Genomic DNA, 12155 nt, shown 5'->3' with positions numbered 1-12155 from the left:
GTTTTCACCTTTCCATCCTTTTCGGAATCATGCCTGTCCGTCCGCCGCCCGGCATGCGGGGCGGGCATCCGGGGCATGCGAGGATGCGGACGGACGTGAAGTGGTGGAGGAAGGCGGAACGTGGCCGAGCAGCTGTACGCGACTCTGAGGACCAGCCAGGGGGACATCGAGATTCGGCTGCTGCCGTTCCACGCCCCGAAGACGGTCCGCAACTTCGTCGAACTCGCCCGCGGTGAGCGCGAGTGGACCGACCCGGCGAGCGGCGCGAAGTCCACGGCCCCGCTCTACGACGGCACGGTCTTCCACCGGGTGATCAAGGGCTTCATGATCCAGGGCGGCGACCCGCTGGGCAACGGCACGGGCGGCCCCGGCTACGAGTTCGCCGACGAGTTCCACCCCGAGCTCTTCTTCGACAAGCCCTACCTGCTCGCGATGGCCAACGCCGGCCCGGGCACCAACGGCTCGCAGTTCTTCATCACGGTCGGCGCGACGACCTGGCTGAACCGCAAGCACACGATCTTCGGCGAGGTCGTCGGCGCGGAGAGCAGGAAGGTCGTGGACGCGATCGCCGCCGCCGAGACCAACCCGCGCACGGAGCGCCCGGTCGAGGACGTGGTCCTGGAGACCGTCGTCATCGAGAGCCGCTGAGCCCCTGCCGCTGAGGCACGCCGCCGAGGCACGCTGCTGAGCCGCGCCCACCGAGGCACGCTGCTGAGCCGCGGCCGCTGAGCGCCGTCCCGCATACGGGAAACTTTGCGCCCCGCCCGTCCGTATGGAGGGCGGGGCGATGTGCTGCCCCGCCGAACCGCCCTCGGAGGACCTGATGCACTGTTATCGCCACCCGGACCGCGAGACCGGCATCCGCTGCACCCGCTGCGACAGGCCGATCTGCCCGGAGTGCATGGTTCCGGCGGCCGTCGGCTTCCAGTGCCCGGACTGCGTCAGGAACGGCTCCGGTACGGGCCACGCGCCGTACGCCAACCAGCCGCGGACGATCGCGGGCGGCCGGGTGACGGCGGACGGGCGGCTCGTCACCAAGATCCTCATCGCGGTCAACCTGGCGCTCTTCATCGCGGCGCAGGCGGCCGGGAACCGCTTCGTGGACGAGCTGGTCATGATCGGCTACGCCTACAACCCGGCGCTCGGCGAGGTCGTCGGCGTCGCGGACGGCGAGTGGTACCGGCTGATCACCTCGGCCTTCCTGCACCAGGAGGTGCCGCACTTCGTCTTCAACATGATCGGCCTGTGGGTGATCGGCGGGATCGTCGAGCCGGAGCTCGGCCGCTTCCGCTACGCCGTCCTGTGCCTGCTCTCCGGGCTCTCCGGCTCCGCGCTCGTCTATCTCCTCGACGCCCCGAACCAGGCGTCGCTCGGCGCCTCCGGGATCGTCTACGGCCTGATCGGCTCCTGGGTGGTGCTGGCCCGGCGCCGGCGCTACGACATGCGGCCGGTCTTCCTCTTCGTGGCGATCTCGCTCGTCTTCACCTTCGCCCGGCCCGGGGTCTCCTGGCAGGCGCACATCGGCGGTCTGGTGGCGGGCGCTCTGGTGACGTACGCGATGGTGCACGCGCCGCGGGTCAGGCGGGACCTCGTGCAGTACGGGGTCTGCGCGCTGGTGCTGCTGATCGACCTGGGGATCGTGCTGGCCCGGACCGCTGCGCTCACCTGAGCGGGGAGGGCTGTGGACGAGCTTCCGGGAAAGCTTTCCCCAGAGTTATCCACAGTGTGTGCCGATCAGGTCACGCTGATCTGGGCATGACCAAGCCCTCCACCTCTGACCAGGTGTTATCCGTCAGAAGTGGAGGGCGAGGCAGGTGCGTGAATGAGTTCGACCGGTGATCTCGCGGTCGTACCGGCGTCAACCTGGTGCGAGTTATCCACAGATCTTCGTAAGTTATCCAGTGCTGTGCACAACGCTGTGGATAACTCAGGGCAGAGCTTTACGCGACGGTCGCGCGCGTCACTTCCACTGCGTGGAGACGCCGAACCCGGCCGCGATGAAACCGAAGCCCACCACGATGTTCCAGTTGTTGATGGCCTTGACCGGCAGCGTGCCGTCGGTGACGTAGAAGACCACGATCCACACCAGTCCGATGGCGAACATCGCCAGCATCACCGGCGCCACCCAGCTGCGGTTCGTCAGCTTGATGGACGCGGCCTGCTTCGTCGCGGGCGGCGGCGTGTAGTCGGCCTTCTTGCGGATCCGTGACTTCGGCACGAGGGACTCTCCTGTCGATGCGCTGCGTGACCGCGCAGGGAACTGTGGCTGGCCGGGACGGACGGGCGCGGGACGTGACGCAGCGAACCGCTTGGTCCCCCGGGCGTCCGTTAGCGTAGTGGTTCCACGGCACTGAAGGGGATCAGGGTACGTTGAGCAATTCCGCCGACACTCCCGCAGGGCCGGGCCGAAGCCTCAGGTGGCGACCGGTCCGGGTGCTGACCGCTGCCGTCTTCGCCCTCGCCGGACTGATCTTCGTGACCAGCTTCCTCGCGGCCAAGGGCACCAACCTGCGCACCGACGCCTCGCTGCTGCGGCTCTCCGACCTGATCGAGGAGCGCAGCCACAAGAACGCCGTGCTCGACGAGAACGCCGCCGGCCTGCGCCACCAGGTCGACGCCCTCGCCGCCCGCGACGACGGCTCCACCCGGGCCCAGGACGCCCGCCTGCGCGCCCTGGAGACCGCCGCCGGCACCACCGAGACCTCCGGCCCCGGCCTCAGCGTCACCCTCAACGACGCCCCGCCGAACGCCCAGGCCGCCCCCGGCTACCCCGAGCCGCAGGCCAACGACCTCGTCATCCACCAGCAGGACCTCCAGGCCGTCGTCAACGCCCTGTGGCAGGGCGGCGCCAAGGGCATCAAGGTCATGGACCAGCGGCTCATCTCCACCAGCGCCGTGCGCTGCGTCGGCAACACCCTGATCCTCCAGGGCCGCGTCTACTCGCCGCCCTACAAGATCACCGCCGTCGGTGACCGCGACAAGCTGAACAAGGCCCTCGCCGACTCCCCCGCGATCCAGAACTACCGGCTCTACGTGAAGGCGTACGGCCTCGGCTGGAAAGTCGACGAGCACAAGGCGGTGACTCTTCCCGGCTACTCGGGCACAGTGGACCTCCACTACGCGAAGCCCGTGGGCTGAGCCGGGGGGAGCCGGATGCGGTGACGGTTCGACTGGTCGTACGGACCCTCAGCGAGCTGTGCATCACCGCCGGCGCCCTGATCGTGCTCTTCGTCGCGTACGTCATGTACTGGACCGGGATCCAGGCCGACGGCGCCGTCGCCGGACAGCTCGACACCCTCCAGCGGGAATGGGTGGCCGCCCCCGCCGACCCCGACCCCGACCCCGCGCCCGCCCCGCCCGCCCGGCGCCCCTACGCGGCGGGCCGGGGCATCGCCGTCATGTACGTGCCCCGGCTCGGCGACGACTGGGAGTGGCCCGTCCTTCAGGGCACCGGCACCGGCGTCCTGAAGAAGGGCCTCGGCCACTACGCCGGCACCGCCCGCCTCGGCGCCACCGGCAACTTCTCCGTCGCCGGCCACCGCCGCACCTACGGCGACCCCTTCAAGGACTTCCCCCGGCTGCGCCCCGGCGACGCCGTCGTCCTCACCGACGGCACCACCTGGTTCACCTACCGGATCGACCGCGCGCCCTACCGGACCGTCCCCACCGACGTCGCCGTCATCGACCCCGTACCGCGCAAGTCCGGCTTCCACGGTCCCGGCCGCTATCTCACCCTCACCACCTGCGACCCGGAGTGGGGCAGCAGCCACCGGCTGATCGTCTGGGGGCACCTGGACGCCACCCAGCCGGTGACGGCCGGCCGTCCGCAGGCTCTCGACCGACCCTAGGTTCCGGGTTGTCCACAGGTTCGGACAGCTGACCCCTGCGCACCGCCGCGACCCGTACTCTGGTCCCCGTAACGAACGGAAGGGGCTGCGGACGTCATGTACGGATGGATCTGGCGGCATCTGCCGGGCAACGCCTGGGTGAAGGCGCTGATCTCGGTCGTGCTGGTCCTCGCGGTCGTCTACGTCCTCTTCCAGTACGTGTTCCCCTGGGCGGAGCCGCTGCTTCCGTTCAACGATGTGACGGTGGACGGCCAGTGAGCGCGCGAATTCTCGTCGTCGACAACTACGACAGCTTCGTCTTCAACCTCGTTCAGTACCTCTACCAGCTCGGTGCCGAGTGCGAAGTGCTCCGCAACGACGAGGTGGAGCTCTCCCACGCCCAGGACGGCTTCGACGGCGTGCTCCTGTCGCCCGGTCCCGGCGCGCCCGAGCAGGCCGGCGTCTGCATCGACATGGTGCGCCACTGCGCGGCGACCGGCGTGCCGGTCTTCGGCGTCTGCCTCGGCATGCAGTCGATGGCCGTCGCGTACGGCGGGATCGTCGACCGCGCGCCCGAGCTGCTGCACGGCAAGACGTCGCCGGTCACGCACGAGGGCAAGGGCGTCTTCGCGGGCCTGCCCTCGCCGTTCACCGCGACCCGCTACCACTCGCTGGCCGCCGAGCCCACCGCGCTCCCGGCCGAGCTGGAGGTCACCGCGCGCACCGAGGACGGCATCATCATGGGGCTGCGCCACCGTGAACTGCCCGTCGAAGGCGTGCAGTTCCACCCCGAGTCGGTGCTCACCGAGCACGGCCACCTGATGCTCGCCAACTGGCTGGTGGAGTGCGGCGACAAGGGAGCGGTCGCGCGGTCCGCGGGGCTCGCGCCGGTGGTGGGCAAGGCCGTCGCGTGACGCCCGGGTCGCCCGGGTCGCCGTGGTTCCGGGCGACGCCCTCGCCCGGACCGGACGGCGAGCCCGGCCCCGCACAGCAGCCGAGGCCACCACAGCCGCCGTACGAGGCGGAAGGCCCCGTCTACGGGCCGATACCCGGCCAGAGCGGCTACGGGGCCCCTGAGCGGCCCCAGGCGCCCCAGGAGGCCTCCCAGGCCCCGTACGAGCACAGCAGCGCCTACGGGTACGAGACCCCGCAGCCGTACGAGCCGCCCTACGAGCGGTCGCACGAGGCGCCGTACGAGCCGTCGCACGCGGCCCCGTACGCACCGGCCTACGAGGAGCCGTACGAGCCCGCGTACGAGACCCGCGCGTACGAGACGCCGGACGAGCCCGCCTACGAGACCCGGGCTTACGAGAACCCGGCCTACGAGGCCCGCCCGTACGAGACCGGCGCGTACAAGACGCCGGACGAGCCGGAGCCCGAACCCGAGCCCGAGTCCGAGCTCGACGAGCCCTCCGCGCGGACCGCCGGCCCGGTCTCCGAGCCGCTGCCCGGGCCCGGACGGGCCGAGCGCCGCCGCGCCGCCCGGCGCAAGGGCCGCGGCGCCGCCGGACCGGCGCCCGCCGCCACCGCACCCGCCGAGCAGCCCGCCCGGCCGCTCTCCCGCGTCGAGGCGCGGCGAGCGGCCCGCGCCGCCAAGGATTCCTTCGGCGTCGTCCTCAGCCGCGGCGTCGGCGAGCTCTTCATCACCTTCGGCGTCGTCATGCTCCTGTTCGTCACCTACCAGTTGTGGTGGACGAACGTCCGCGCCGGGCAGCAGAGCGACGAGGCCAAGCAGCAGATCGAGAACTCCTTCGACCAGGGCGGCGGCCAGCCGGGCGCCTTCGAGCCCGGCAAGGGCTTCGCCATCATGTACATCCCCAAGCTGGACGTCGTCGTCCCCATCGCCGAGGGCACCAGCAAGACCGAGGTCCTCGACAAGGGCATGGTCGGCCACTACGGCGAGGGCAGACTCAAGACCGCCATGCCCGCCGACAAGCAGGGCAACTTCGCGGTCGCCGGCCACCGCAACACCCATGGCGAGCCGTTCCGTTACATCAACCGGCTGCAGCCCGGCGACCCGATCGTCGTCGAGACCCGCGACGCCTACTACACGTACGAGATGGCGAGCATCCTGCCGCAGACCCCGCCGTCGAACGTCACGGTCATCGCCCCCGTACCGAAGCAGTCCGGCTTCAAGGGCCCCGGCCGCTACATCACCCTGACCACCTGCACCCCCGAGTTCACGAGCACCTACCGCATGATCGTGTGGGGCAAGATGGTCGAGGAACGCCCGCGCAGCAAGGGGAAACCGGCCGCGCTCACAGGCTGACACCTCACACTCAGGTCACTCAGGACGGGACGACGCAGTGGCACGTGCGCGCAACCGGATCGCCGGGATCATCAGCGTCTTCGGTGAACTCCTCATCACCGCGGGCCTGGTGCTCGGCCTCTTCGTCGTCTACTCGCTGTGGTGGACCAACGTCGTCGCCGACCGCGCCGCCGACAAGGAAGGCAGTCAGGTCCGCGACCACTGGGCCGCCGCCGGCCCCGGCGCGCTCGACACCAAGGACGGCATCGGCTTCCTGCACGTGCCCGCCATGGCCAACGGCGAGGTCCTCGTGAAGAAGGGCACCGGCAGCGACGTCCTCAACGGCGGTGTCGCCGGCTACTACACCGACCCGATCAAGGCCGGCCTCCCGCAGGACAAGCAGGGCAACTTCACGCTCGCCGCGCACCGCGACGGCCACGGCGCCAAGTTCCACAACATCCACAAGCTGAGGAACGGCGATCCGATCGTCTTCGAGACCAAGGACACCTGGTACGTCTACAAGGTCTACAAGATCCTCCCGGAGACCACCAAGTACAACGTGGACGTCCTCAAGGCCGTCCCGGAGGAGTCCGGCAAGACCCGGCCGGGCCGCTACATCACCCTGACGACCTGCACCCCGATGTACACCTCGGACTACCGCTACATCGTGTGGGGCGAACTGGTCCGCACCCAGAAGGTCGACGCGGCCCGCACGCCGCCGGCGGAGCTGCGCTGACCCCGTCCTCGACCAATGGAGCGAGCCCCGGCATCCACGGATGCCGGGGCTCGCTCCATGAGCGGGAGGAGAGGGGCTTACTGGCCGAACCAGCCGTTGCCGCCGCTCTTCTCCGTCTTCACGTTGACCGCCTGGTTCGGCTGGCCCTGCGTGCCGGGCTGCGGGTCCTGCTCCTTGACCTTCGCGTCGCCGCTGTTGGGGCCGTCGACGCTGCCGAGCTGGTAGCCGAAGGCGGCGAGCGTGGCGCGGGCCTGGTCGAGGGTCATGCCGGTGATCGGCGGGACGGGCTGCCCCGTCTGCTGCTGCGGGCCCTTGGAGACCTTCAGCGTGATCTGGACGTCCTTCGCCTGGCCCGTGTTGCCCTTGGGGGTCTGGTCGATGACGGTGCCCGCGGGCTGGTCCGAGTCGACGTCCTGCCGGGCGATGTTGGTGAAGCCGAGCGTCTGGAGCTGCTGGACGGCCACGTCGTAGCTGCGGGTGGTGACGTCCGGCAGGTTGGACTTCTGCTTCTTCGCCACGGTGATCGTGACTTTGGAGTTCTTCTCCGCCTTGGAACCGCCGTCAGGGCTCTGCTTCAGCACCCGGCCCGGCTCCTGGTCGGACTCCTCCTCCTCGATGGAGACCTGGAAGCCCTTCTCCTTGAGCAGCTCCTCGGCCTTGTCCTGGAACTTGTCCGTGACGTCCGGGACCTCGATCTGCGGAGCGCCCTCCGAGACGACGACGGTGATCGTGTCACCGACGTTCATCTTGGCGTCCTGCGCGAACACCGGGTTCTGGCTGCAGATCGCGCCCTTGGGCTGGTCGCAGCGCTGGCTGCCGTTCTGCTCGACCTTCACCTGCGAGTTCGTCGCCAGGCCCTGGGCCTCCTTGAGCGACTTGCCGACCAGCAGCGGCACGGGCACCTGGTTCGCGTTGTCGTTGCCGGAGGTCAGCGAGACGCCGATGAAGATCGCGCCGATGAGCACCAGGAGGCCGGCGACGGCCAGCAGTATCGTCGACGTGTTCGACTTCTTCTGGCGGTTCTGGCGGCGGCCGCCCGAGCGGTCGTCGTAGCCGTAGCCGCCGTCGTCCGGGTTCATCGGCGGCAGCATCGAGGTCTGCGCGCCCGCCGGATCGGCCTGGCGCAGCGCCGTCGTCGGCTGGTCCGGCGGCGGGTAGCCGCCGTAGCCGGCGCCGTAGCCGACCGCGCCCATCGCGGCGGTCGCCGCGACCGGCTGGCCGTCCAGGCACGCCTCGATGTCCGCGCGCATCTCGTCGGCGGACTGGTAGCGGTAGTCGGGGTCCTTGACCAGCGCCTTCAGGACGATGGCGTCCATCTCGGGCGTGATCTCGGGGTCGTAGACGCTCGGCGGCTGCGGCTCCTCGCGCACGTGCTGGTACGCGACGGCGACCGGCGAGTCGCCGACGAACGGCGGCCGCACGGTCAGCAGCTCGTAGAGCAGGCAGCCGGTGGAGTACAGGTCGGAGCGGGCGTCGACCTGCTCGCCCTTGGCCTGCTCCGGGGAGAGGTACTGGGCCGTGCCGATCACCGCGGCGGTCTGCGTCATCGTCATGCCCGAGTCGCCCATGGCGCGCGCGATGCCGAAGTCCATGACCTTGACCTGGCCGGTGCGGGTCAGCATGACGTTCGCCGGCTTGATGTCGCGGTGCACGATCCCGGCGCGGTGCGAGTACTCCAGCGCCTGCAGGATGCCGACGGTCATCTCCAGCGTGCGCTCGGGCAGCAGCTTGCGCCCGGAGTGCAGCAGTTCCCGCAGGGTGGACCCGTCGACGTACTCCATCACGATGTACGGGATGGAGACCTCGTCCACGTAGTCCTCGCCGGTGTCGTACACGGCGACGATCGCGGGGTGGTTCAGGGAGGCGGCCGACTGGGCCTCACGGCGGAACCGGGCCTGGAAGGACGGGTCACGGGCGAGGTCGGCCCGCAGCGTCTTCACGGCGACGGTGCGGCCGAGCCGGGTGTCGTGCGCGAGGTACACCTCGGCCATGCCACCACGGCCGAGCACCGAGCCCAGCTCGTACCGGCCGCCGAGGCGACGCGGCTCTTCCATAGCTTCTCCAGCCCTCTCCGACTGTCCCGACCGCACCCATGGGTGGTCCGGCGGTGTGTGCTGTTCGCGCATACGCTACCGGCCGCGGCGAGGCCGTTCGCCCGTCGACCGCCACCTGATACCCGACCGGTACACGGCCCCGAGCGGCCCGGAGCCCTTCCGGAACGGTCCCTTCCCAGGTCGCGGGCGGGGTCCCGGCCGAGGGCGTGGCATCGGTCACGGTTCCGCCCGGTTCGATGGGATCGAACCGTTTTCCGGCCGCTTCCCCGGCGAGCTCCCGCGGGTCTCCGCGGATTTCGGTGGGGCCCGTGGGACCGGTGGGACCGGATGCCCACGGAACCCGTGGATTCCGTGGGCATCCGGTCGGAAGGATCAGCTCTTGCTGTTGAGCACCGCCTTCATCACGGCCTTCGCGATCGGCGCCGCCAGGCCACCACCGGTGATGTCCTCACGGTCGGTGCCCTCCGAGTCCTCGACGATCACGGCGACCGCGACCGGCGAACCCTGGTCGGTCTTCGCGTACGAGATGAACCACGCGTACGGCCGCTTCGAGTTCTTCTCGCCGTGCTGCGCCGTACCGGTCTTGCCGCCGACCTTCACGCCGCCGCCGAGGGCCGCGTTCTGGCCGGTGCCGTTCTCGACGACGTTCTCCATCATCGCCTGGAGCTGCTGCGCGGTCTTCTGCGAGACCGGGCGGCTGAGCTCCTCCGGCTCCGTCTTCTTGATGACGTCGAGGTTCGGCGCCCGCAGCTCGTCGATCATGTACGGCTTCATCAGCTTGCCGTCGTTGGCGATCGCGGCCGTCACCATCGCCATCTGCAGCGGCGTCGTCGCGGTGTTGAACTGGCCGATCGAGGAGAGCGCGTTGCCACCGGCGTCGGCGTTCTTGTCGTAGACGGACGCGACGGCGCGGACGGGCACGAACTGCTCGGAGTTGAAGCCGAACTTCTGCGCCATGTCGACCATCTTGTCGCGGCCGACGTCGGCACCGAGCTTGGCGAAGACCGAGTTGCAGGAGATCCGCAGCGCCTCGTTGATGCTGGCGTTGGCGCAGCCGGTGGCGTGGTTCTTCATCGGCACCGTCGAGAGCGGGATCTTCCAGCCCTCGGGAGTGTCCGTCGGCGCGTTGATGTCGCTGATCTTGCCGCTCTCCAGCGCCGCCGCGGCCGTGACGACCTTGAAGACGGAGCCGGGCGGGTAGATCTCACGCAGCGCGCGGTTCAGCTTCGGCTTGTTCTTGTCCTTCTCCAGCGCGTTCCACGCCGCGGAGTCCTTGTTGTGGTAGCCGGCGAAGGAGCCCGGGTCGTACGACGGCGTGGAGGCGAGCGCCAGGATCTTGCCCGTCGACGGCTCGATCGCCACGACGGCGCCCGTCTTCGAGCCGAGGCCCTTGAACGCGGCCTTCTGGGCGGCCCCGTTCAGAGTGGTGACGACGTTGCCACCCTTCTTCTCCTCGCCCGTGAACATCGCGAGCGTGCGGTCGAAGAACAGCCGGTCGTCGTTGCCGGTGAGGACGCCGTCCTCGAGCTTCTCGATCTGGCTGGCGTCGAACGCCTGCGACGCGTACCCCGTCACCGGCGCCCACATGGGGCCGTCGACGTACGTCCGCTTGTACCGGTAGAACGTGTCACCGGAATCGACGGAGCCGGTGATCGGCTTGCCGTCGACGATGATGTTCCCGCGCTTGCTCGCGTAGCGCTCGATCGTCACCCGCTTGTTCTTCGGGTTGGCGTTGAGCTCTTCGGCGCGGGCGAACTGCAGCCAGTTGTCCCGCAGCAGCAGGGCGAGGACCAGCAGGCCGCAGAAGATCGCGACTCGGCGCAGCGGCTTGTTCACGGACGGACCACCTGCGTCATCTCGGCGTCGGGGTTCGGGGCGGGGGAGGGCGCGGGACGGCGCGCCGTGTCGCTGATACGGATGAGGATGCCGATCAGCGCCCAGTTGGCGATCACGGACGAGCCACCGTAGGCGAGGAACGGCATCGTCATACCGGTCAGCGGGATCAGGCCCATCACACCGCCGGCGACGACGAAGACCTGCAGCGCGAACGCGCCGGACATGCCCATCGCGAGGAGCTTGCCGAACGGGTCGCGGGCCGCGAGGGCGGTGCGCACACCGCGCTCGATGATCAGGCCGTACAGCAGCAGGAAGACCATGACGCCGGCCAGGCCCAGCTCCTCGCCGACCGTGGCGAAGATGAAGTCGGAGTTGGCGGCGAAGCCGACCAGGTCCGAGTTGCCCTGGCCGAGACCGGTGCCGAGGATGCCGCCGGAGCCGAACGACATCAGCACCTGCGTCATCTGGTCGCAGGCCATGGCCATGTTGGAGCCCTCGGGCGCCGTCTTCAGGCACTCGAACGGGTCGAGCCACGCGGCCACACGGGACTGGACGTGGGAGGCGGTCGAGCCGACGACGACCGCGCCAGCCGTCGACATCAGCAGACCCATGACGACCCAGCTGGTCCGCTCCGTCGCCACGTACAGCATGATCACGAACATGCCGAAGAACAGCAGCGACGTACCGAGGTCGTTCTCGAAGACCAGGATGAGCAGGCTGATCGCCCAGATCGTCAGGATCGGGCCCAGGTCACGGCCACGGGGCAGGTAGAGCCCCATGAACCGGCGGCTGGCCAGCGCCAGCGCGTCCCGCTTCACCATCAGATAGCCGGAGAAGAACACGGCCAGGACCAGCTTGGCGAACTCACCGGGCTGGATGGAGAAGCCGCCGATGTGGATCCAGATCTTGGCGCCGAAGACGTCCGAGCCGAGGCCCGGCACCAGCGGCAGCAGCAGCAGGACGAGGGCCGCGGCCATCGAGATGTACGTGTAGCGCTGTAGCACGCGGTGGTCCTTCAGGACCAGCAGCACGCCCACGAACATGGCGACGCCGATCGCCGAGTACAGCATCTGCTTCGGCGCGTCCGGGCTGAAGCTGTTGAACTGCGCCATCGACCGGGCGATGATGCGCGGCGACTGGTCGAGGCGCCAGATCAGCACCAGGCCAAGCCCGTTCAGCAGCGTCGCCAGCGGCAGCAGCAGCGGGTCCGCGTACGGCGCCCACTTGCGCACCACGAGATGCGCGACGCCCGCGAGCAGCGTGAGGCCGGCCCCGTACCCGAGCATGCCCGGCGGCACCTTGCCGTCGATCGCCAGACCGACGTTCAGGTACGCGAACACCGGGATGGCGACGGCGAACGCGAGCAGCGCCAGCTCGGTGTTGCGACGGCTCGGCGCCTCGATGGCGCCGATGGTGGTCGTGTTGGTGACAACGCTCATGGTGGTGAAAGGCCC

12 protein-coding genes are annotated in these 12155 nt (G+C 69.5%); 8 read left to right on the top strand and 4 right to left on the bottom strand.

Going from position 1 to position 12155, the window contains the following annotated elements:
- The first annotated feature begins 120 nt into the window (after positions 1-120).
- Positions 121-648 carry a peptidylprolyl isomerase gene (locus ACFYU9_RS22615; protein ID WP_389210805.1) on the top strand — a complete coding sequence of 176 codons (528 nt, stop codon included), beginning with the start codon at positions 121-123 and terminating at the stop codon, positions 646-648.
- Between the two features lie 139 nt (positions 649-787).
- Entirely contained in the window at positions 788-1669 is an 882-nt protein-coding gene (locus ACFYU9_RS22610; RefSeq protein WP_389345811.1) for a rhomboid family intramembrane serine protease, read from the top strand.
- Between the two features lie 291 nt (positions 1670-1960).
- Here the strand turns inward: ACFYU9_RS22610 and crgA are convergent, their stop codons facing one another.
- The gene (crgA, locus tag ACFYU9_RS22605; protein ID WP_389210809.1) at positions 1961-2218 is read right to left on the bottom strand and encodes a cell division protein CrgA; all 258 of its coding nucleotides are present in this window, start codon (positions 2216-2218) and stop codon (positions 1961-1963) included.
- A 152-nt stretch (positions 2219-2370) separates the two neighbouring features.
- Here crgA and ACFYU9_RS22600 point away from each other — a divergent pair, with 152 nt between their 5' ends.
- The 6 genes from ACFYU9_RS22600 to ACFYU9_RS22575 all read left to right on the top strand — a co-directional run bounded on the left by ACFYU9_RS22600 (position 2371) and on the right by ACFYU9_RS22575 (position 6811).
- Entirely contained in the window at positions 2371-3138 is a 768-nt protein-coding gene (locus ACFYU9_RS22600; protein WP_389210810.1) for a DUF881 domain-containing protein, read from the top strand.
- A gap of 20 nt (positions 3139-3158) precedes the next feature.
- On the top strand, positions 3159-3848 hold the full coding sequence (locus ACFYU9_RS22595; protein WP_389345810.1) for a class E sortase: 690 nt from the start codon (positions 3159-3161) through the stop codon (positions 3846-3848).
- Between the two features lie 96 nt (positions 3849-3944).
- Positions 3945-4106: a hypothetical protein gene (locus ACFYU9_RS22590; protein ID WP_030493741.1), complete on the top strand. Its 162-nt coding sequence runs from the start codon at positions 3945-3947 to the stop codon at positions 4104-4106.
- A complete protein-coding gene (locus ACFYU9_RS22585; protein ID WP_389345809.1) occupies positions 4103-4741 on the top strand; it encodes an aminodeoxychorismate/anthranilate synthase component II in 639 nt (212 codons plus the stop codon). The genes ACFYU9_RS22590 and ACFYU9_RS22585 overlap by 4 nt, the downstream gene beginning before the upstream one ends.
- Positions 4738-6096, top strand: coding sequence for a class E sortase (locus ACFYU9_RS22580; protein ID WP_389345808.1), 1359 nt, complete (start codon positions 4738-4740; stop codon positions 6094-6096). The genes ACFYU9_RS22585 and ACFYU9_RS22580 overlap by 4 nt, the downstream gene beginning before the upstream one ends.
- Positions 6097-6133: 37 nt before the next feature.
- On the top strand, positions 6134-6811 hold the full coding sequence (locus ACFYU9_RS22575) for a class E sortase (RefSeq protein WP_389210819.1): 678 nt from the start codon (positions 6134-6136) through the stop codon (positions 6809-6811).
- A gap of 77 nt (positions 6812-6888) precedes the next feature.
- Here the strand turns inward: ACFYU9_RS22575 and pknB are convergent, their stop codons facing one another.
- From pknB to ACFYU9_RS22560, 3 genes are all read right to left on the bottom strand, one after another.
- Complete coding sequence (gene pknB / locus ACFYU9_RS22570; RefSeq protein ID WP_389210821.1) at positions 6889-8865, bottom strand: Stk1 family PASTA domain-containing Ser/Thr kinase; 1977 nt, start codon at positions 8863-8865, stop codon at positions 6889-6891.
- Between the two features lie 372 nt (positions 8866-9237).
- Positions 9238-10701 carry a penicillin-binding transpeptidase domain-containing protein gene (locus tag ACFYU9_RS22565; RefSeq protein ID WP_389210823.1) on the bottom strand — a complete coding sequence of 488 codons (1464 nt, stop codon included), beginning with the start codon at positions 10699-10701 and terminating at the stop codon, positions 9238-9240.
- Positions 10698-12140, bottom strand: coding sequence for an FtsW/RodA/SpoVE family cell cycle protein (locus tag ACFYU9_RS22560; RefSeq protein WP_389210824.1), 1443 nt, complete (start codon positions 12138-12140; stop codon positions 10698-10700). Before ACFYU9_RS22560 ends, ACFYU9_RS22565 begins: the two co-directional genes overlap by 4 nt.
- Between the last annotated feature and the right edge of the window lie 15 nt (positions 12141-12155).

Origin of the sequence: Streptomyces sp. NPDC004327 (assembly GCF_042873935.1) — a bacterium.
GTDB lineage: Bacteria > Actinomycetota > Actinomycetes > Streptomycetales > Streptomycetaceae > Streptomyces.
This window is presented reverse-complemented; position numbering and strand designations above follow the sequence as displayed.